Below are 18,384 nucleotides of genomic sequence, written 5' to 3'. Positions count from 1 at the left end.
GTTGCCATTAGTTGCGATCCCCGGGCCCTCATCAGAACTCGAGCCCGCTCTCGCGCGCGCTGTCGGCCAGCGCCGCGATCCGACCCGCATACCGGTTGCCACCGCGGTCGAAGACAACCTTGGTGATCCCGGCGTCCTTGGCCCGCTGAGCGAGGAGCTCGCCGACCTTCTTGGCCTTCTCGGTCTTGTCCGCCTCCAGCGAGCGCAGCGAGGCGTCCATGGTGGACGCGCTCACCAGCGTGTGGCCGACGGTGTCGTCCACGATCTGGACGAACATGTGACGGGTCGAGCGGTTGACGACCAGGCGCGGACGCTCGCTCGTGCCGACGACGTTCTTGCGGACGCGGCGGTGACGGCGGGCCCGCGAGACCGTGCGGGCAGCCGTGTGCTTGCTGAACGCAGTCTTCGGAGCCATGCCTACTTACCAGCCTTTCCGACCTTGCGGCGGATCTGTTCGCCCTGGTAACGCACGCCCTTGCCCTTGTACGGGTCAGGCTTGCGCAACTTGCGGATGTTGGCCGCGACCTCGCCGACCTTCTGCTTGTCGATGCCGTCCACGTGGAACAGGGTCGGCTTCTCGACGCGGAAGGTGACGCCATCGGGGGCGTCGACGATGACCGGGTGACTGAAGCCCAGGGAGAACTCCAGTTGCGTCGGGCCCTTGGCCTGGACGCGGTAACCGACCCCGACGATCTCAAGGCTCTTGGAGTAGCCCTGGGTGACGCCCTGCACCATGTTGGCGATCAGCGTCCTGGACAGGCCGTGCAGCGCACGGACCTTGTTCTCGTCACTGGGCCGGGAGACGGCGATGCTGCCGTCATCGTCACGAGCGACCGCGATGGGCTCGGCGACCGTGTGAGTGAGCGTGCCCTTCGGGCCCTTGACCTGGACATCCTGGCCGTTGATCGTGATGTCTACGCCACTCGGCACAGGGATGGGCAGCCGTCCGATTCGCGACATGCTGTGTTCCTCCCCTCTACCAGACGTAGGCGAGGACTTCCCCGCCCACACCACGCTTGCCGGCCTGCTTGTCGGTCATGAGGCCGGCGGACGTCGAGATGATCGCGACGCCCAGCCCGCCCAGGACCCGAGGCAGATTGTCCTTCTTCGCATAAACCCGCAGACCAGGCTTGGAAACCCGGCGCAGGCCCGCGAGCGACCGCTCACGGGTAGGCCCGAACTTGAGCTCCACCACGAGGTTCTTGCCAACCTTGGCGTCTTCGACGGTCCAAGCCTGGATGTAACCCTCCTGCTGGAGGATCTCGGCGATGTGCGCCTTGATCTTCGAGTACGGCATCGCCACGCTCTCGTGGTACGCCGAATTCGCGTTGCGCAGACGTGTGAGCATGTCTGCGATCGGGTCGGTCATCGTCATGGCCAGTGGCCTTCCTCGCCGCGGTTTCCAGTCGGCCAAGCAGCACCCGTGACCGGGGCTCTCTGCCGGTGGACCTTCGGCGTGGTCATGGACGTTCCCGGGAGGGAACATCCTGGTCTTCTTCGGAAATATGGGATGCAGGCGGTCACCCGCGGGCGGCACGAAGGCCGCCCACAGGCTATCCGACGAAAAACGTACTCGCCGGGACTACCAGCTCGACTTGGTGATGCCGGGCAGCTCGCCCCGGTGCGCCATCTCGCGGAAGCACACGCGGCACAGCCCGAACTTGCGGTAGACGGCGCGCGGCCGGCCACAGCGCGAGCAACGAGTGTACGCCCGGACCTGGAACTTCGGCTTGCGCCCTGCCTTGGCGATCAGCGACTTCTTCGCCATGATCAGGCCTCCTTGAAGGGGAACCCGAGGAGCTTCAGCAGCGCCCGGCCCTGGTCGTCGTTCTTCGCGGTGGTCACGATCGTGATGTCCATGCCCCGCGGCCGGTCGACCTTGTCCTGGTCGACCTCGTGGAACATGACCTGCTCGGTCAGACCGAACGTGTAGTTGCCGTTGCCGTCGAACTGCTTCGGCGACAGGCCGCGGAAGTCCCTGATACGCGGGAGCGCCAGGGACAGCAGCCGGTCGAGGAACTCCCACATGCGGTCGCCGCGCAGCGTGACGTGCGCGCCGATCGGCATGCCCTCGCGCAGCTTGAACTGCGCGATCGACTTCCGCGCCCGGACCACGGCCGGCTTCTGGCCGGTGATCACGGTGAGGTCGCGGACGGCGCCTTCGATGAGCTTGGAGTCACGAGCCGCCTCGCCGACACCCATGTTGACCTTGATCTTGGTCAGGCCCGGGATCTGCATGACGTTCTCGATGCCGAACTGCTCGCGAAGCTGGGCCGCGATCTCCTCGCGGTACTTCGTCTTCAGCCGTGGCGTCGGGCGCTCTGTCTCAGTGGTCGTGGCAGTCATCAGCTGTCCTCACCCGTCTCGTCGGCCTTGGCCTCGGACTTCTCCTCGGCGGGCTTCTTGTCGGCGGGCTTGTCGTCCTTGAGCTTCTTCACGTTGCTCACGTGGATGGGAGCCTCCATGGTCTGCACGCCGCCGGTCTTGGCGCCGCGCGGGCCCTGGTGTGTCTCCTTGGCGTGCTTCTTGATCATGTTGACGCCCTCGACCACCACGCGGTCCTCGCGCGGGTAGGTGGCGATGATGTGACCCTTGGCACCCTTGTCCTTGCCGGCGATGACCCGGACCAGGTCACCCTTCTTCACATGCAGCTTCGGCATTACAGCACCTCCGGGGCGAGCGAGATGATGCGCATGAACTTCTTGTCGCGCAGCTCGCGGCCGACCGGGCCGAAGATACGGGTGCCACGAGGGTCACCGCTGTCCCTGATGATGACGGCGGCGTTCTCGTCGAACCGGATGTAGGAGCCGTCGGGCCGGCGGCGCTCCTTGACCGTGCGGACGATGACGGCCCGGACCACGTCGCCCTTCTTGACGCCCGTGCTGCCGGGCAGCGCGTCCTTGACAGTGGCGACGATGATGTCGCCGATACCGGCGTAGCGTCGGCCCGAGCCACCGAGAACACGGATGCAGAGGATCTCCTTGGCACCCGTGTTGTCGGCGACCTTGAGCCGCGACTCCTGCTGGATCACTTTTACTCCTGTTAGTCGCGCCGGTTCTCACGCGAGGGCTCCGCCCCCGCGACCCCCCAAGATCGTGCTTCGCACGCCTTCCGTAGAGATCGCGGAAGAAACTCCCGCAACCCCCAAGATCGTGCTCCGCACGCCGTGTCGGGGCCGCAGAAGCGAGCTTCCGCGTGAGCCTGGCGGAACCTGCTGTTGTCTTGTTCCCCCGGCCACAACCCTCCGTGGAGGGCCGCACCGCAGGCGACGCGAGGCCTGACGGCCCCGCGCCCTTGGACGCCGTCATGGGGGCTCAGAGAGCCCCCACGAGGCGCGGCATATCCGAGAAGGAGTGTTACTTCGCCTTCTCGAGGATCTCCACGACCCTCCACCGCTTGGTGGCGGAGAGGGGGCGGGTCTCCATGAGCAGCACGCGGTCGCCCACGCCACAGGCGTTGGCCTCGTCGTGCGCCTTGTACTTCGTCGTACGGCGGATGACCTTGCCGTACAGGCGGTGCTTGACGCGGTCCTCGACGGCGACGACGACGGTCTTGTCCATCTTGTCGCTGACGACGAGGCCCTCACGGACCTTGCGGAAGTGCCGCGCGTCCTTCGTCTCCGTGGTCTCAGTGGTCTCGGTCTCAGCCATCGCTCGTCTCCTTCTCGACCGTGACGATGCCGAGCTCGCGCTCGCGCATCACGGTGTAGATACGGGCGATCTCGCGGCGGACGGCCCGCAGCCGCCCGTGGCTCTCCAACTGACCGGTAGCCGACTGGAAGCGAAGGTTGAACAGCTCTTCCTTCGCCTCCTTCAGCTTCTGGACGAGGGTCTCCTCGTCCTCGAGCCGCAGCTCTCCGGCGGTCAGGCCCTTAGCCATCACGCCTCACCCACTTCACGCTTAACGATCTTGCACTTCATAGGCAGCTTGTGGATCGCACGCTGAAGCGCCTCGCGAGCGACCGGCTCCGCCACGCCCGACAGCTCGAACATCACGCGTCCGGGCTTGACGTTGGCCACCCACCACTCCGGCGAGCCCTTACCGGAACCCATGCGGGTCTCGGCCGGCTTCTTCGTGAGCGGACGGTCGGGGTAGATGTTGATCCACACCTTGCCACCACGGCGGATGTGACGGGTCATGGCGATACGGGCGGACTCGATCTGGCGGTTGGTCACGTAGGAGTGCTCAATCGCCTGGATGCCGAACTCGCCGAACACGACCCTGGTGCCGCCCTTGGCGGCGCCGCTACGGTCGGGCCGGTGCTGCTTGCGGTGCTTGACCCTGCGCGGGATCAGCATGGTCAGCTCCCTTCAGCACCCGGCTGCGCAGCCGGGCCGGTCTCGGGAGTCCCCTGGGCGGGTGCCGCCTGGGACTCGGTGCGGGGGGCGCGCTCACGGTCGCCACGACCACCGCCACGACGCGGACGGTCACCGCCGCCACGACGCGGACGGTCGCCGCCACCACGACGGTCGTCACGCTCACGACGCTGGCCGGCACGAGCGCCGGCGGCGGCCGCCTCTCGCTCGGCGCGGCTCGTCGGAGCCTCGCCCTTGTAGATCCAGACCTTCACGCCGATGCGGCCGAAGGTCGTACGGGCCTCGTAGAAGCCGTAGTCGATGTCCGCGCGGAGGGTGTGCAGCGGCACGCGGCCCTCGCGGTAGAACTCCGACCGCGACATCTCAGCGCCGCCCAGACGACCGGAGCACTGGACACGGATGCCCTTGGCGCCGGACTTCATGGCCGACTGCATCGCCTTGCGCATGGCACGGCGGAACGAGACACGGCTCGACAGCTGCTCGGCCACGCCCTGCGCGACGAGCTGGGCGTCGATCTCCGGGTTCTTCACCTCGAGAATGTTGAGCTGGACCTGCTTCTTGGTCAGCTTCTCCAGGTCGCCACGGATGCGGTCCGCCTCGGCTCCGCGCCGGCCGATCACGATGCCGGGCCGCGCGGTGTGGATGTCCACCTGCACGCGGTCGGTGGTGCGCTCGATCTCCACCTTGGAGATGCCGGCCCGCTCCATGCCCTTCTGCAGCATGCGGCGGATCGCGACGTCCTCGGCGACGTACGACTTGTACAGCTTGTCGGCGTACCACCGGCTCTTGAAGTCGGTCGTGATGCCGAGGCGGAACCCGTGCGGGTTAACCTTCTGGCCCACTATCGGGTCCTTCCCTTCGGCTCGCGGGACTCCACGATCACGGTGATGTGGCTCGTCCGCTTGTTGATCCGATAGGCACGACCCTGTGCGCGCGGACGGAACCGCTTCAGCGTCGGGCCCTCGTCGACCCACGCGCGGCTCACGACGAGCGTGTTGGGGTCGAGATCGAAGTTGTGCTCAGCGTTGGCCATGGCGCTGCTGAGCACCTTGAAGATCGGCTCGCTCGCCGACTGGGGAGCGAACTGCAGAACGGCCTGCGCCTCCGAAGCGGGCAGCCCGCGAATAAGGTCCACCACGCGGCGGGCCTTGAGGGGCGTGACACGGACGAACCGCGCCTGAGCCCTGGCTTCCATCGCTTTCTCCTACATTGTTCTGGCTGGTCGAGTCCGTCTCACCGTGCACCTTGATCCCCGTCGCCGGTTCTCTCCGTGTCCGGTGAGACTCCCTCTCCGGAGACGCTTACCGCCGGCTGCGGCGGTCTTCCTTGACGTGGCTGCGGAACGTACGCGTGGGAGCGAACTCTCCGAGCTTGTGACCGATCATCGACTCGGTGATGAACACCGGGACGTGCTTGCGGCCGTCGTGTACGGCGATCGTGTGCCCGAGCATGTCGGGGACGATCATGGAGCGCCGCGACCACGTCTTGATGACGTTCTTGCTGCCCTTCTCGTTCTGGGCGTCCACCTTCTTCTGAAGGTGGTCGTCCACGAAGGGACCCTTCTTAAGGCTACGTGGCATTTCGGCTGCTCCTACCGCTTCTTCCTCTTGCTCCGCCGACGGATGATCAGCCGGTCGCTGGCCTTGTTGGCCTGGCGGGTGCGGCCCTCGGGCTTGCCCTTCGGGTTCACCGGGTGGCGACCACCGGAGGTCTTGCCCTCACCACCACCGTGCGGGTGGTCGACCGGGTTCATGGCGACACCGCGAACGGTGGGGCGCTTGCCCTTCCACCGCATACGGCCAGCCTTGCCCCAGTTGATGTTGGCCTGCTCGGCGTTGCCCACCTGACCCACCGAGGCCCGGCAGCGCACGTCGACCATGCGCATCTCACCGGACGGCATACGCAGCGTGGCGTACTGGCCCTCCTTGGCGAGCAGCTGGATCTGGGCGCCCGCGGAACGGCCCAGCTTGGCGCCGCCGCCCGGACGGAGCTCCACCGCGTGGATGAAGGTACCGGTCGGGATGTTGCGCAGCGGCAGGCAGTTGCCCGGCTTGATGTCGGCGGAGGGGCCGTTCTCGATGCGGTCACCCTGCTTGAGGCCGGTCGGCGCGATGATGTAGCGCTTCTCGCCGTCGGCGTAGTGGAGCAGAGCGATATTGGCGGTGCGGTTGGGGTCGTACTCGATGTGAGCGACCTTGGCCGGGATGCCGTCCTTGTCATGCCTACGGAAGTCGATGATCCGGTAGGCGCGCTTGTGACCGCCGCCCTGGTGGCGAGCGGTGACTCGGCCGTGTACGTTGCGGCCGCCCTTGCTGTGAAGGGGCGCAAGCAACGACTTCTCGGGCGTGCTGCGGGTGATCTCGGAGAAGTCCGAGACACTCGACCCGCGGCGACCCGGAGTCGTCGGCTTGTACTTACGGATGCCCATCTTTTTCGTTCATCCTTCGTTGGAATCCGGAATCCAAAGGATTCTGGATCTCTTATTCAATCGTGCAAGGCCCCAAGCCCTTGTCGCCGGAAGGCGACGCCGGGGGAATGCGGGGGGCAGCGCCCCCCGCAGATCAGCCGATCTGACCGAAGATGTCGATCCGATCGCCTTCGACCAGGCTCACGATCGCGCGCTTGGTGTCGGGACGCTTGCCGTAACCGGTACGGGTGCGCTTGCGCTTGCCCTGCCGGTTGATGGTGTTCACGCTGGTGACCTTGACCCCGAAGATCTGCTCAACGGCGATCTTGACCTGAGTTTTGTTCGCGGTCTTCTTCACCAGGAACGTGTACTTGTTGTTCTCGTCGATCAGGCCGTAGCTCTTCTCAGAGACCACCGGCTTGATGATGATGTCGCGCGGGTCGGCGATCTTCTCCATCAGGCGTCTTCCTTCCCGCCAGTCAGCCGCGCCACGACCTGGTCGTACGCCTCCTGGGTGAAGACCACGTCGTCGTGCACGAGCACGTCGTAGGTGTTGAGCTGCCCGGCGTCCAGCAGGTGGACCTCGGGAGCGTTGCGCAGGCTCAGCCAGGTCAGCTCGTCGGCCTCGTCGACCACGACGAGGACGCGGGGAGCCTGAGTGATCTTGCGCAGCGCATCCAGGGCGGCCCTGGTCTTGGGCGTCTCGCCCGAGACCAGAGAGCTGACCACGTGGACACGGCCGCCGCCGGCCCGGTCGGACAGGGCGCCACGCAGCGCGGCGGCCTTCATCTTCTTGGGCGTGCGCTGCGAGTAGTCGCGCGGCACCGGCCCGTGGACGATGCCACCGCCGGCGAACTGCGGAGCGCGGGTCGAACCCTGGCGAGCCCGGCCGGTGCCCTTCTGGCGGTACGGCTTCTTGCCGCCGCCGGCGACCTCACCACGGGTCTTGGTCTTGTGGGTGCCCTGCCGGCGAGCGGCGAGCTGGGCCACGACCACCTGGTGGATCAGCGGAACGTTGACCTTGGCACCGAAGATGTCTTCGGGCAGGTCGACCGTGCCGGTCTTGGCACCGCTGGCGTCGAGGACGTCAATGCTTGTCACTTCGCAGCCCCCTTCTTGGCAGCGGTGCGGACGAGGACGAGACTTCCGTTGGCGCCGGGGATCGCACCCTTGATCAGGATGAGACCCTTCTCGGCGTCCACGGAGTGAACCTTCAGGCTCTGCACAGTGGTGCGGACGTTACCCATCCGGCCAGCCATGCGCAGACCCTTGAAAACGCGGCCCGGGGTGGCGCAGCCACCGATGGAACCCGGCGAACGGTGCTTGCGCTGCGTACCGTGCGACGCGCCCAGACCACCGAAGCCGTGCCGCTTCATGACACCGGCGAAGCCCTTGCCCTTGCTCTTGCCCGTCACGTCGACGAACTGGCCCGCCTCGAAGGTGTCGGCCAGCAGCTCCTGGCCCAGGGTGTAGTCGTTCGCGTCGTCGGTGCGGATCTCCGCGAAGTAACGGCGCGGGGTGATGTCGTGCTTACGCAGGTAGTCGCCGAGCGGCTTGTTGACCTTCCGTGGGTCGACCTGCCCGAAGCCGAGCTGGACGGCGGAGTAGCCGTCCTTTTCGGGAGTGCGGACGCGGGTCACCACGCACGGACCGGCCTCGACCACGGTCACCGGCACCATCCGGTTGTCCGTGTCGAAGACCTGGGTCATGCCGAGCTTCTTGCCCAGGACGCCCTTGATCGTCTTAGCCATGTCAGTGCGTTCCCTCAGAGCTTGATCGAAATGTCGACACCCGCGGGGAGGTCGAGTCGCATGAGCGAGTCGACCGTCTTGGGGGTCGGGTCGATGATGTCAATCAGCCGCTTGTGCGTGCGCATCTCGAAGTGCTCGCGGCTGTCCTTGTACTTGTGCGGCGAGCGGATGACGCAGTACACGTTCTTCTCGGTCGGCAGCGGCACCGGGCCTGCGACCTTCGCGCCAGTCCGCGTCACCGTCTCGACGATCTTCTTGGCCGAGCTGTCGATGACCTCGTGGTCATAGGCCTTAAGCCGGATGCGGATCTTCTGTCCCGCCATAGTGGCCTCGGTGTCCTTCGCTGTCGTCTGGAAAAGTATCGTGCGGCCTTGTGCCGCTTTCTTCACTGCAGGTCAGGACCTGCGTGACCCCACGAGGCAGACGGAGTCGATCTGCCTTTTCTTCCGTGATCCGGCAGTGACTTCGGTCACTGGGCCGAAGCTACTGCTGGATCACGGCGCCTTTGCGCGGAGTCTGCGACGTGGCGCGGCGGTCGGTCCCGAATCCGGGGCCGACCGCCGCCCCAGCGGTCAAGCTACTTGATGACCTTGATGACCCGACCGGCGCCGACGGTGCGGCCACCTTCACGGATCGCGAACTTGAGGCCTTCCTCCATGGCGATGGGCTGGATCAGCTCAACGCGCATCTCGGTGTTGTCGCCCGGCATGACCATCTCGGTGCCCTCGGGGAGGTTCACCACACCGGTCACGTCAGTCGTACGGAAGTAGAACTGCGGACGGTAGTTGTTGAAGAACGGCGTGTGGCGGCCGCCCTCGTCCTTGGACAGGATGTAGACCTGGCCGGTGAACTCGGTGTGCGGGGTGGTCGTGCCCGGCTTGATGATGCACTGGCCGCGCTCGACCTCGTCGCGCTTGATGCCGCGGAGCAGCAGCGCGGCGTTGTCGCCCGCGTGACCCTCGTCGAGCATCTTGTTGAACATCTCGATGCTGGTGACGGTGGTGGTCGTCTTCTCCGGCTTGATGCCGATGATGTCGACCTGCTCGTTGACCTTGACGACACCGCGCTCGATACGGCCGGTGACGACCGTGCCGCGGCCGGTGATCGAGAAGACGTCCTCGACCGGCATGAGGAACGGCTTATCCGTCTCACGCGGCGGCTCGGGGACGTTCTCGTCGACGGCGTTCATCAGCTCGACGATGCTGTCGGCCCACTTCTCGTCGCCCTCGAGAGCCTTGAGCGCGGAGACGCGGACGACGGGCAGGTCGTCGCCGGGGAACTCCTGAGCGGAGAGAAGCTCACGAACCTCGAGCTCGACCAGCTCCAGGATCTCCTCGTCGTCGACCATGTCGGCCTTGTTGAGGGCCACGACGATGTAGGGGACGCCGACCTGGCGGGCCAGGAGGACGTGCTCCTTCGTCTGCGGCATCGGGCCGTCGGTGGCCGCGACCACGAGGATGGCGCCGTCCATCTGAGCGGCACCGGTGATCATGTTCTTGACGTAGTCGGCGTGACCCGGGCAGTCAACGTGCGCGTAGTGACGCTTCTCCGTCTGGTACTCGACATGCGCGATCGAGATCGTGATGCCGCGAGCCTTCTCCTCCGGCGCCTTGTCGATCTTGTCGAACGGCGTCGCGGCGTTCAGCTCGGGGAAACGGTCGTGGAGCACCTTGGTGATCGCCGCGGTCAGTGTGGTCTTACCGTGGTCGATATGCCCAATGGTGCCGATGTTCATGTGCGGCTTGTTCCGCTCGAACTTGGCCTTGCCCACTGGTTCTCTCCTTGAGAATCTGACTGACTTTCGTCTGCACACTTGGGCCCGGGAACCCCCGAACCCCTTGGCGGCGGGGTGGCTCTCACCACCCTGCCAGGGACCAGGGCAGAGGCCCTGGATCGGCCCCGAGGGGACCGGACCAGGAACTCTTCGCCCCGGGCCCCTCGGCAGCGGGGCGACGATCTCCGCCGCCACAACCACCTCGGGACCTGAGGTTATTCGCCCCGGGCCCCTCGGCAGCGGGGCGACGATCTCCGCCGCCACAACCACCTCGGGACCTGAGGTTATTCGCCCCGGGCCTTCGCGACGATCTCCTTGGCGATGCCCGGAGGCACCTCCGCGTAGGAGTCGAACTGCATGCTGTAGCTCGCGCGCCCCTGCGTCTTGCTACGCAGGTCACCCACGTAGCCGAACATCTCAGACAGCGGCACGAGCGCCTCGACGACACGGGCGCCGGCCCGCTCGTCCATCGCCTGGATCTGCCCGCGGCGACCGTTGAGGTCACCGATGACGTCACCCATGTAGTCCTCGGGCGTGGTGACCTCGACGGCCATCATCGGCTCGAGAAGCACGGCGTCCGCCTTGCGCGCGGCCTCCTTGAAGGCCATCGAACCGGCGATCTTGAAGGCCATTTCCGAGGAGTCGACGTCGTGGGCGGCGCCGTCGGTCAGCGTAACCTTCACGCCGACCATCGGGTAACCGGCCAGCACACCGAACTCGGCGGCCTCCTGGGCGCCCGCGTCGACCGAGGGGATGTATTCCCTCGGAACCCGGCCACCGGTGACCTTGTTCTCGAACTCGTAGCCGTCATTGCCCTCGCCGAGCGGCTCCAAATTGATGATCACCCGCGCGAACTGACCGGAACCACCGGTCTGCTTCTTGTGGGTGTAGTCGATCTTCTCCACCTTGCGGCGGATGGTCTCGCGGTAGGCCACCTGCGGGCGGCCGACGTTGGCCTCGACCCTGAACTCGCGACGCATACGGTCGACGAGGATCTCCAGGTGGAGCTCGCCCATGCCCCAGATGACCGTCTGACCGGTCTCCTCGTCACGGCGGACCTGGAAGGACGGGTCCTCCTCGGCCAGCCGCTGGATGGCGGTCGACAACTTCTCCTGGTCGCCCTTGGTCTTGGGCTCGATGGCGACGTTGATGACCGGAGCCGGGAACGTCATCGACTCGAGCACGACCTGGTTGGACGAGTCGGACAGGGTGTCGCCGGTCGTGGTGTCCTTCAGGCCCATGACCGCGACGATCTGACCGGCGATCGCCGTCGGGCGCTCTTCGCGCTTGTTGGCGTGCATCTGGTAGATCTTGCCGATCCGCTCTTTCTTGCCCTTCACAGAGTTGACGACCTGTGAACCGGACTCGAGCGTGCCCGAGTAGATGCGGATGTAGGTGATCTTGCCCAGGTGCGGGTCGCTGGCGATCTTGAAGGCCAGGGCGGAGAACGGCTCGGTCGGGTCGGCGTGACGCTCGATGACCTTGTCCTCGTTGCCGACCGCGTGGCCCCTGAAGGCCGGGATGTCGGTCGGCGCCGGCAGGTAGGCGACGATCGCGTCGAGCAAGGGCTGCACGCCCTTGTTCTTGAACGCGGTGCCGCACAGCACCGGGTTGATGGCGCTCGCCAGCGTCGCGCGGCGCAGCGCCGCGACCAGCTGCTCCTCGCTGGGCTCGGTGCCCTCGAGGTAGAGCTCCATCAGCTCGTCGTCGTTCTCGGCGACCGTCTCGATGAGCTTGTCACGCCACTCGCGAGCGGCCTCGGCGTGGTCGGCCGGGATGTCGACGGTTTCGTACATCTCGCCCTTGGCGGCCTCGGCGCTCCAGATCAGGCCCTTCATCTTGATGACGTCGATGACGCCCTTGAAGTCGGCCTCAACGCCCCAGGGGAGCTGGATGACGGCCGGGGTGGCGCCCAGACGACTGATCATCATGTCGACGCAGCGGTGGAACTCCGCGCCGACGCGGTCCATCTTGTTGACGAAACAGATGCGCGGGACGTTGTAACGGTCCGCCTGTCGCCACACCGTCTCTGACTGCGGCTCGACACCTGCCACACCGTCGAACACGGCGACGGCGCCGTCGAGGACACGCAGCGAACGCTCCACCTCGATGGTGAAGTCGACGTGCCCGGGGGTGTCAATGATGTTGATGGTGTGACCGAGCCACTCACAGGTCGTCGCGGCAGACGTGATCGTGATGCCGCGCTCCTGCTCCTGCTCCATCCAGTCCATCGTGGCAGCGCCCTCGTGGACTTCACCGAGCTTGTAGTTGATGCCGGTGTAGAACAGGATGCGCTCAGTCGTGGTGGTCTTGCCCGCGTCGATATGGGCCATGATCCCGATGTTGCGGACCTTGGCCAGGTCAAGAGCGGTCGTGGTGGCCACTTCTCTCGCGTCCTCTCCTGCGGGGGGCGGGCCCCCCGCACGCCCCCTACAACTGCAAGGGCCTACGGTCGTTTCTCCGTGGGGAAGCGAGCTTCCCCACCCCTCAGTTGCAAGGGCCTACGGTTGTCCTTCGGCGAGTCGCCACCAGGGTGACGGCTCCAGGCCGGCAACCAGCGCGCCGCGCTGCCTACCAGCGGTAGTGAGCGAAGGCCTTGTTGGACTCGGCCATCTTGTGCGTGTCCTCGCGCTTCTTGACGCTCGCTCCGAGCCCGTTGCTGGCGTCGAGGAGCTCGTTCATGAGGCGCTCGGTCATGGTCTTCTCGCGGCGGGCGCGGGAGTACTGCACCAGCCAGCGCAGGGCCAGGGTGGTGCTGCGCGCCGCGCGCACCTCGACCGGCACCTGGTAGGTCGCGCCACCAACGCGACGGCTGCGAACCTCGAGGGTCGGCTTGACGTTGTCGAGCGCGCGCTTCAGAGTGACGACCGGGTCGTTGCCCGTCTTCTCCCTGCAGCCCTCGAGGGCGCCGTAGACGATGGACTGCGCGATGGAGCGCTTGCCGTCGAGGAGCACCTTGTTGATCAGGGCGGTCACCAGCGGCGAGCTGTAAACCGGGTCAGCCATGAGCTGACGACGGCCAGGAGAACCCTTACGAGGCATTAGCTCTTCTCCTTCTTCGCGCCGTAGCGGCTACGGGCCTGCTTGCGGTTGCGGACACCCTGGGTGTCGAGCGAACCGCGGATGATCTTGTAGCGAACACCAGGCAGGTCCTTCACACGACCGCCACGCACGAGCACGATGGAGTGCTCCTGCAGGTTATGACCCACACCGGGGATGTAGGCCGTGACCTCGATGCCGTTCGTGAGCCGAACGCGGGCCACCTTGCGCAGTGCCGAGTTGGGCTTCTTCGGGGTGGTGGTGTAGACGCGCTGGCACACGCCGCGCCGCTGAGGGCTCCCCTTGAGGGCAGGAGTCTTGGTCTTGGCGACCTTGTCCTGCCGGCCCTTGCGGACCAACTGCTGAATAGTGGGCACTGCCACTCCGTTTCGTGCCTTGGCCGGTGTTACGTCAGTTGTGGTGCATGTGCAGGTTCTGCCGGTGTCATGACCTGCTGGTCTTTCGCTGCCCCGGTGCCCCCGCGCTCGGGCGTGTCGCGCTATTCACACAGACACGTCCGCGAGGATTACGAGCCAGGAAGCCGTCCCACGCTCGCAATTGAGCGCACGGTCGAGAGCCCGCATAGAGACGGGCACGATGTCCAAGACTACCCAGACCCATGCGACACGTCAAAACGGCGCGACAAGGCGGACGGCCTTGCCACTCCGGATCGCCGGGGCCTATTCCATCCAGCCCATCTACAGCTCCGCGACCATGATATAGGCCCGCAGACCTTCTCGTCCCCCGGACCGGCGTGTTCGTCCCCGTACCGGGTCACCATCAACCCCTTCTCCCGGTACGGCGACGCCGGCGCCACCCCAGACGCCGTACAGGGCTCAGGGCCTCCAGGGCGACGCCCTCTGGCCCGCATGTGCCACAGCGCCGCTACGGCGCTCTGCGGGCCGTCTCCGTGGTCGGGCGGGCACCGGCATCCGGCACGGGCCGCCCCGGGATGACCGGACGCGCCCGAGCGCCGCGTACCGAGGCTGGGGCGAAGACACCCGGGGAACGCGAAGCGCCCGGGTCTCCTGATCGGAGACCCGGGCGCGTTCCCTGCCGTTGACTAAGAAATCACCGGTTGTACTGGCCGAAGTCGTATTCCTCCAGCGGCACGGCCTCGCCGCTGCCGGTGCCGAAGGTGTAGTCGGCCGCCGAGCCGTCGTAACCGCCGACGGTGTACATGGCCGCCTTGGCCTCTTCGGTCGGCTCCACCCGGATGTTGCGGTATTGCGGCATGCCGGTGCCCGCAGGGATGAGCTTACCGATGATGACGTTCTCCTTCAGGCCCAGGAGCGAGTCGGACTTGGCGTGGATCGCCGCGTCCGTCAGGACCCTGGTCGTCTCCTGGAAGGAGGCCGCCGACAGCCACGACTCGGTGGCGAGCGACGCCTTCGTGATGCCCATGAGCACCGGACGGCCGGCGGCCGGGGAGCCGCTCTCCGCCACCGTCTCGCGGTTCATCTGCTCGAAGCGCGGACGCTCGACGAGCTCGCCGGGCAGCAGGTCGGTGTCACCGGACTCCAGCACGTTCACGCGCTTGAGCATCTGCCGCACGATGATCTCGATGTGCTTGTCGTGGATCGACACGCCCTGCGAGCGGTAGACCTGCTGGACCTCCGCCACCAGGTGCAGCTGCACGGCCCGCGGGCCGAGGATGCGCAGCACCTCGTTGGGGTTGACCGCACCGGCGACCAGCTGCTGGCCGACCGTGACACGCTGGCCGTCCTGCACGAGCAGGCGCGACCGCATCGACACCGGGTAGGCGATCTCCTCCGAGCCGTCGTCGGGGGTGATCACGACCTTCCTGGTCTTGTCGGTCTCGTCGATGCGAGCCCGGCCCTCGGCCTCGGAGATCGGGGCGACACCCTTGGGGATGCGCGCCTCGAACAACTCCGTGACACGGGGCAGACCGTGGGTGATGTCGGCGCCGGCCACACCACCGGTGTGGAACGTCCGCATCGTCAGCTGCGTGCCGGGCTCACCGATCGACTGGGCGGCGATGATGCCGACCGCCTCGCCGACGTCCACGAGCTTGCCGGTGGCCAGCGAGCGGCCGTAGCAGGTCGCGCAGACACCGATCTTGGCCTCGCAGACGAGCGCGCTGCGGGTGCGGACCGTCTCGACGCCCGCCTCGACCAGGGCCTCGACGTGGTTGTCGTTGATGTCGACACCCGCGGGGACGACGACCTTGCCGTCGACCTCGACGTCCTCGGCCAGGATGCGGCCGTGCACGTTGGACTCGGCGTTTTCGGCCTTGACCAGGTTGCCGGCCGCGTCAGGCTCGCCGACGTGCAGCGGGACGGCGCGGTCGGTGCCGCAGTCGATCTCGCGCACGATGACGTCCTGCGCGACGTCCACCAGACGACGGGTCAGGTAGCCCGAGTCGGCGGTACGCAGGGCGGTGTCGGCGAGACCCTTCCGCTGGCCGTGGGTGGAGATGAAGTATTCCAGCACCGACAGGCCCTCGCGGAACGAGGCCTTGATCGGCCGCGGGATCGTCTCACCCTTGGTGTTGGACACCAGGCCGCGGATGCCGGCGATCTGCCGGACCTGCATCTTGTTACCGCGGGCGCCGGAGTTGACCATCATCCAGACCGGGTTGGTCGCCGGGAAGGCGGTGACCATGTCGGTCTCGACGTCGGCCGTCGCGTGCGTCCAGATCTCGATGAGCTCCTGACGGCGCTCCTCGTCGGTGATCAGACCGCGCTCGTACTCGCGCTGGACCTTGTCGGCCCGGCGCTCGTAGCTCTCCATGATGTCGGTCTTGTTGGGCGGCGCGACGACGTCCTCGATCGAGATCGTGACGCCGGAGCGCGTCGCCCAGCGGAAGCCGGCGTCCTTGAGCGCGTCGAGCGCGTTGGCGACCTCGATCTTGGGGTAGGTCTCCGCCAGCTCGTTCACGATCGTGGACAGCTGCTTCTTGCCGACCTGGAAGTCGACGAACGGGTAGCTGTCGGGCAGCGTCTGGTTGAACAGGCACCGCCCGAACGTCGTCTCCAGCCGGATCGGGTCGCCCTGCTCCCAGCCCTCGGGCGCGACCCAGTCACGCGGCGGCAGGATGTCCTTCAGCCGGATCTGGATCTTCGCCTGGATCTCCAGCTCGCGGCGGTCGAAGGCCATCTGCGCCTCGGCGATCGAGCCGAACACACGGCCCTCGCCCAGCGCGCCGTCCTTCTGGGTGGTCAGCCAGTAGAGGCCGATGACCATGTCCTGGGTGGGCATCGTCACGGGCTTGCCGTCGGCCGGCTTGAGGATGTTGTTGGTCGAGAGCATCAGGATGCGTGCCTCGGCCTGGGCCTCAGCCGACAGCGGCAAATGCACGGCCATCTGGTCGCCGTCGAAGTCCGCGTTGAAGGCGGTGCAGACGAGCGGGTGGATCTGGATGGCCTTGCCCTCGACCAGCTGCGGCTCGAACGCCTGGATGCCCAGGCGGTGGAGCGTCGGAGCGCGGTTGAGCAGCACAGGGTGCTCGGTGATGACCTCTTCGAGGACGTCCCACACCACGGGACGCGCCCGCTCGACCATCCGCTTGGCCGACTTGATGTTCTGGGCGTGGTTGAGGTCGACCAGCCGCTTCATCACGAACGGCTTGAACAGCTCCAGCGCCATCTGCTTGGGCAGGCCGCACTGGTGCAGCTTGAGCTGCGGGCCGACGACGATGACCGAACGGCCGGAGTAGTCGACGCGCTTGCCCAACAGGTTCTGCCGGAAACGGCCCTGCTTACCCTTGAGCATGTCGCTCAGGGACTTCAGCGGACGGTTGCCGGGCCCGGTGACCGGGCGACCGCGACGGCCGTTGTCGAACAGCGCGTCGACGGCCTCCTGCAGCATCCGCTTCTCGTTGTTCACGATGATCTCGGGCGCGCCGAGGTCGAGCAGACGCTTGAGCCGGTTGTTGCGGTTGATGACCCGGCGGTAGAGGTCGTTGAGGTCGGAGGTCGCGAACCGGCCACCGTCGAGCTGCACCATCGGGCGCAGGTCCGGCGGGATGACCGGGATGCAGTCGAGCACCATGCCGCGCGGCGAGTTGGTCGTGTTGAGGAACGCCGACACAACCTTGAGCCGCTTGAGCGCGCGGGCCTTCTTCTGGCCCTTGCCGCTGCGGATGGTCTCGCGCAGGTTTTCGGCCTCGGCGTCGAGGTCGAAGCTGACCAGGCGCTCCTGGATCGCCTGCGCGCCCATGCCGCCCTTGAAGTAGCGGCCGAAGCGGTCGCGCATCTCGCGGTAGAGCAGCTCGTCGCCCTCGAGGTCCTGGACCTTGAGGTTCTTGAAGCGGCTCCAGACCTCGTCGAGCCGGTCGATCTCGCGCTGGGCGCGGTCGCGCAGCTGACGCATCTCGCGCTCGGCGCCTTCACGGACCTTGCGGCGCTGGTCGCCCTTGGCGCCGGCGGCCTCGAGTTCGGCCAGGTCGCTTTCGAGCTTCTTCTGCCTGGTCTCGACGTCGGCGTCGCGGCGCTGCTCGATGTGCTGCCGCTCGACGGAGATCTTCGCCTCCAGCGAGGGCAGGTCACGCTCACGCATCTCGGTGTCGACATGCGTGATCATGTAGGCCGCGAAGTAGATGACCTTCTCCAGGTCCTTCGGGGCCAGGTCGAGCAGGTAGCCGAGGCGCGAAGGAACGCCCTTGAAGTACCAGATGTGCGTGACCGGCGCGGCCAGCTCGATGTGGCCCATCCGCTCACGACGCACCTTGGCACGGGTCACCTCGACGCCGCAGCGCTCACAGATGATGCCCTTGAACCGGACGCGCTTGTACTTGCCGCAGTAGCACTCCCAGTCGCGGGTCGGGCCGAAGATCTTCTCGCAGAAGAGTCCGTCCTTTTCCGGCTTGAGCGTGCGGTAGTTGATGGTCTCCGGCTTCTTGACCTCGCCGTGCGACCACTGACGAATGTCGTCGGCCGTCGCCAGCCCGATCCGAAGCTCGTCGAAGAAGTTGACGTCTAGCATGTGTGCGATCTCCCCCTCAGACTTCTTCCACGCTGCTCGGCTCACGCCGGGACAGGTCGATACCGAGCTCTTCCGCGGCGCGGAAGACGTCCTCGTCGGTGTCACGCATCTCGATGGACATGCCGTCGCTGGACAGCACCTCGACGTTCA

The 18,384-nt window shown here is 66.5% G+C and carries 23 protein-coding genes; all 23 read right to left on the bottom strand.

What is annotated here, in order from left to right; all coding sequences use genetic code 11:
* Positions 1-31 precede the first annotated feature (31 nt).
* Positions 32-415 (bottom strand): 50S ribosomal protein L18, encoded by a 384-nt coding sequence (rplR, locus tag E1294_RS18040; RefSeq protein ID WP_132509677.1) that lies wholly within the window; start codon positions 413-415, stop codon positions 32-34.
* Between the two features lie 2 nt (positions 416-417).
* Positions 418-960, bottom strand: a complete 543-nt coding sequence (rplF, locus tag E1294_RS18035; RefSeq protein ID WP_132509676.1) for a 50S ribosomal protein L6 — start codon at positions 958-960, stop codon at positions 418-420.
* 16 nt (positions 961-976) lie between these two features.
* On the bottom strand, positions 977-1,375 hold the full coding sequence (gene rpsH, locus E1294_RS18030) for a 30S ribosomal protein S8 (protein WP_132509675.1): 399 nt from the start codon (positions 1,373-1,375) through the stop codon (positions 977-979).
* A gap of 207 nt (positions 1,376-1,582) precedes the next feature.
* Positions 1,583-1,768 (bottom strand): type Z 30S ribosomal protein S14, encoded by a 186-nt coding sequence (locus E1294_RS18025; RefSeq protein ID WP_132337023.1) that lies wholly within the window; start codon positions 1,766-1,768, stop codon positions 1,583-1,585.
* 2 nt (positions 1,769-1,770) lie between these two features.
* Positions 1,771-2,346 (bottom strand): 50S ribosomal protein L5, encoded by a 576-nt coding sequence (rplE, locus tag E1294_RS18020; protein WP_132509674.1) that lies wholly within the window; start codon positions 2,344-2,346, stop codon positions 1,771-1,773.
* Positions 2,346-2,660 (bottom strand): 50S ribosomal protein L24, encoded by a 315-nt coding sequence (rplX, locus tag E1294_RS18015; protein WP_132509673.1) that lies wholly within the window; start codon positions 2,658-2,660, stop codon positions 2,346-2,348. Before rplX ends, rplE begins: the two co-directional genes overlap by 1 nt.
* On the bottom strand, positions 2,660-3,031 hold the full coding sequence (gene rplN, locus E1294_RS18010; RefSeq protein WP_132509672.1) for a 50S ribosomal protein L14: 372 nt from the start codon (positions 3,029-3,031) through the stop codon (positions 2,660-2,662). The genes rplX and rplN overlap by 1 nt, the downstream gene beginning before the upstream one ends.
* A 325-nt stretch (positions 3,032-3,356) precedes the next feature.
* Positions 3,357-3,650, bottom strand: coding sequence for a 30S ribosomal protein S17 (gene rpsQ / locus E1294_RS18005; protein WP_132509671.1), 294 nt, complete (start codon positions 3,648-3,650; stop codon positions 3,357-3,359).
* A complete protein-coding gene (gene rpmC / locus E1294_RS18000) occupies positions 3,643-3,879 on the bottom strand; it encodes a 50S ribosomal protein L29 (RefSeq protein ID WP_132337013.1) in 237 nt (78 codons plus the stop codon). Before rpmC ends, rpsQ begins: the two co-directional genes overlap by 8 nt.
* Positions 3,879-4,298 (bottom strand): 50S ribosomal protein L16, encoded by a 420-nt coding sequence (gene rplP / locus E1294_RS17995; protein ID WP_132337011.1) that lies wholly within the window; start codon positions 4,296-4,298, stop codon positions 3,879-3,881. Before rplP ends, rpmC begins: the two co-directional genes overlap by 1 nt.
* 2 nt (positions 4,299-4,300) lie before the next feature.
* Positions 4,301-5,158, bottom strand: a complete 858-nt coding sequence (gene rpsC / locus E1294_RS17990) for a 30S ribosomal protein S3 (protein ID WP_132509670.1) — start codon at positions 5,156-5,158, stop codon at positions 4,301-4,303.
* Positions 5,158-5,511 (bottom strand): 50S ribosomal protein L22, encoded by a 354-nt coding sequence (gene rplV / locus E1294_RS17985; protein WP_132509669.1) that lies wholly within the window; start codon positions 5,509-5,511, stop codon positions 5,158-5,160. The genes rpsC and rplV overlap by 1 nt, the downstream gene beginning before the upstream one ends.
* A 106-nt stretch (positions 5,512-5,617) precedes the next feature.
* Positions 5,618-5,896, bottom strand: coding sequence for a 30S ribosomal protein S19 (gene rpsS / locus E1294_RS17980; protein ID WP_090930455.1), 279 nt, complete (start codon positions 5,894-5,896; stop codon positions 5,618-5,620).
* Positions 5,897-5,907: 11 nt separating this feature from the next.
* Positions 5,908-6,744: a 50S ribosomal protein L2 gene (rplB, locus tag E1294_RS17975; protein WP_132509668.1), complete on the bottom strand. Its 837-nt coding sequence runs from the start codon at positions 6,742-6,744 to the stop codon at positions 5,908-5,910.
* A gap of 133 nt (positions 6,745-6,877) precedes the next feature.
* On the bottom strand, positions 6,878-7,180 hold the full coding sequence (gene rplW / locus E1294_RS17970) for a 50S ribosomal protein L23 (protein ID WP_080043238.1): 303 nt from the start codon (positions 7,178-7,180) through the stop codon (positions 6,878-6,880).
* Positions 7,180-7,824 (bottom strand): 50S ribosomal protein L4, encoded by a 645-nt coding sequence (gene rplD, locus E1294_RS17965; RefSeq protein ID WP_132509667.1) that lies wholly within the window; start codon positions 7,822-7,824, stop codon positions 7,180-7,182. Before rplD ends, rplW begins: the two co-directional genes overlap by 1 nt.
* A complete protein-coding gene (gene rplC / locus E1294_RS17960) occupies positions 7,821-8,474 on the bottom strand; it encodes a 50S ribosomal protein L3 (RefSeq protein ID WP_132509666.1) in 654 nt (217 codons plus the stop codon). Before rplC ends, rplD begins: the two co-directional genes overlap by 4 nt.
* A 14-nt stretch (positions 8,475-8,488) precedes the next feature.
* Entirely contained in the window at positions 8,489-8,797 is a 309-nt protein-coding gene (gene rpsJ / locus E1294_RS17955) for a 30S ribosomal protein S10 (RefSeq protein ID WP_012887830.1), read from the bottom strand.
* A gap of 254 nt (positions 8,798-9,051) precedes the next feature.
* On the bottom strand, positions 9,052-10,245 hold the full coding sequence (tuf, locus tag E1294_RS17950) for an elongation factor Tu (protein ID WP_132509665.1): 1,194 nt from the start codon (positions 10,243-10,245) through the stop codon (positions 9,052-9,054).
* Positions 10,246-10,532: 287 nt separating this feature from the next.
* Positions 10,533-12,581: an elongation factor G gene (fusA, locus tag E1294_RS17945; protein WP_246083091.1), complete on the bottom strand. Its 2,049-nt coding sequence runs from the start codon at positions 12,579-12,581 to the stop codon at positions 10,533-10,535.
* 238 nt (positions 12,582-12,819) lie between these two features.
* Positions 12,820-13,290, bottom strand: a complete 471-nt coding sequence (gene rpsG / locus E1294_RS17940; RefSeq protein ID WP_020542314.1) for a 30S ribosomal protein S7 — start codon at positions 13,288-13,290, stop codon at positions 12,820-12,822.
* Positions 13,290-13,664 (bottom strand): 30S ribosomal protein S12, encoded by a 375-nt coding sequence (gene rpsL, locus E1294_RS17935; RefSeq protein ID WP_043623420.1) that lies wholly within the window; start codon positions 13,662-13,664, stop codon positions 13,290-13,292. The genes rpsG and rpsL overlap by 1 nt, the downstream gene beginning before the upstream one ends.
* A gap of 694 nt (positions 13,665-14,358) precedes the next feature.
* The gene (locus tag E1294_RS17930) at positions 14,359-18,234 is read right to left on the bottom strand and encodes a DNA-directed RNA polymerase subunit beta' (protein WP_132509663.1); all 3,876 of its coding nucleotides are present in this window, start codon (positions 18,232-18,234) and stop codon (positions 14,359-14,361) included.
* Positions 18,235-18,384 lie beyond the last annotated feature (150 nt).

Origin of the sequence: Nonomuraea diastatica (assembly GCF_004349015.1) — a bacterium.
Taxonomy (GTDB): Bacteria; Actinomycetota; Actinomycetes; order Streptosporangiales; family Streptosporangiaceae; genus Nonomuraea; species Nonomuraea diastatica.
Note: the sequence above shows the minus strand (reverse complement) of the source record. Positions and strands in the feature narration are given on the sequence as shown.

What these genes read in the sequence shown, in the direction of transcription:
- rplF (WP_132509676.1), bottom strand. Translation starts at nt 960, where the DNA reads ATGTCGCGAATCGGACGGCTGCCCATCCCTGTGCCGAGTGGCGTAGAC.
- rplX (WP_132509673.1), bottom strand. Translation starts at nt 2,660, where the DNA reads ATGCCGAAGCTGCATGTGAAGAAGGGTGACCTGGTCCGGGTCATCGCC.
- rpsS (WP_090930455.1), bottom strand. Translation starts at nt 5,896, where the DNA reads ATGCCACGTAGCCTTAAGAAGGGTCCCTTCGTGGACGACCACCTTCAG.
- rpsJ (WP_012887830.1), bottom strand. Translation starts at nt 8,797, where the DNA reads ATGGCGGGACAGAAGATCCGCATCCGGCTTAAGGCCTATGACCACGAG.
- rplW (WP_080043238.1), bottom strand. Translation starts at nt 7,180, where the DNA reads ATGGAGAAGATCGCCGACCCGCGCGACATCATCATCAAGCCGGTGGTC.
- rpsH (WP_132509675.1), bottom strand. Translation starts at nt 1,375, where the DNA reads ATGACGATGACCGACCCGATCGCAGACATGCTCACACGTCTGCGCAAC.
- rplC (WP_132509666.1), bottom strand. Translation starts at nt 8,474, where the DNA reads ATGGCTAAGACGATCAAGGGCGTCCTGGGCAAGAAGCTCGGCATGACC.
- rplV (WP_132509669.1), bottom strand. Translation starts at nt 5,511, where the DNA reads ATGGAAGCCAGGGCTCAGGCGCGGTTCGTCCGTGTCACGCCCCTCAAG.
- E1294_RS17930 (WP_132509663.1), bottom strand. Translation starts at nt 18,234, where the DNA reads ATGCTAGACGTCAACTTCTTCGACGAGCTTCGGATCGGGCTGGCGACG.
- rplE (WP_132509674.1), bottom strand. Translation starts at nt 2,346, where the DNA reads ATGACTGCCACGACCACTGAGACAGAGCGCCCGACGCCACGGCTGAAG.
- rplP (WP_132337011.1), bottom strand. Translation starts at nt 4,298, where the DNA reads ATGCTGATCCCGCGCAGGGTCAAGCACCGCAAGCAGCACCGGCCCGAC.
- fusA (WP_246083091.1), bottom strand. Translation starts at nt 12,581, where the DNA reads ATGGCCCATATCGACGCGGGCAAGACCACCACGACTGAGCGCATCCTG.
- rplB (WP_132509668.1), bottom strand. Translation starts at nt 6,744, where the DNA reads ATGGGCATCCGTAAGTACAAGCCGACGACTCCGGGTCGCCGCGGGTCG.
- rplR (WP_132509677.1), bottom strand. Translation starts at nt 415, where the DNA reads ATGGCTCCGAAGACTGCGTTCAGCAAGCACACGGCTGCCCGCACGGTC.
- rpsQ (WP_132509671.1), bottom strand. Translation starts at nt 3,650, where the DNA reads ATGGCTGAGACCGAGACCACTGAGACCACGGAGACGAAGGACGCGCGG.
- rpmC (WP_132337013.1), bottom strand. Translation starts at nt 3,879, where the DNA reads ATGGCTAAGGGCCTGACCGCCGGAGAGCTGCGGCTCGAGGACGAGGAG.
- E1294_RS18025 (WP_132337023.1), bottom strand. Translation starts at nt 1,768, where the DNA reads ATGGCGAAGAAGTCGCTGATCGCCAAGGCAGGGCGCAAGCCGAAGTTC.
- rpsG (WP_020542314.1), bottom strand. Translation starts at nt 13,290, where the DNA reads ATGCCTCGTAAGGGTTCTCCTGGCCGTCGTCAGCTCATGGCTGACCCG.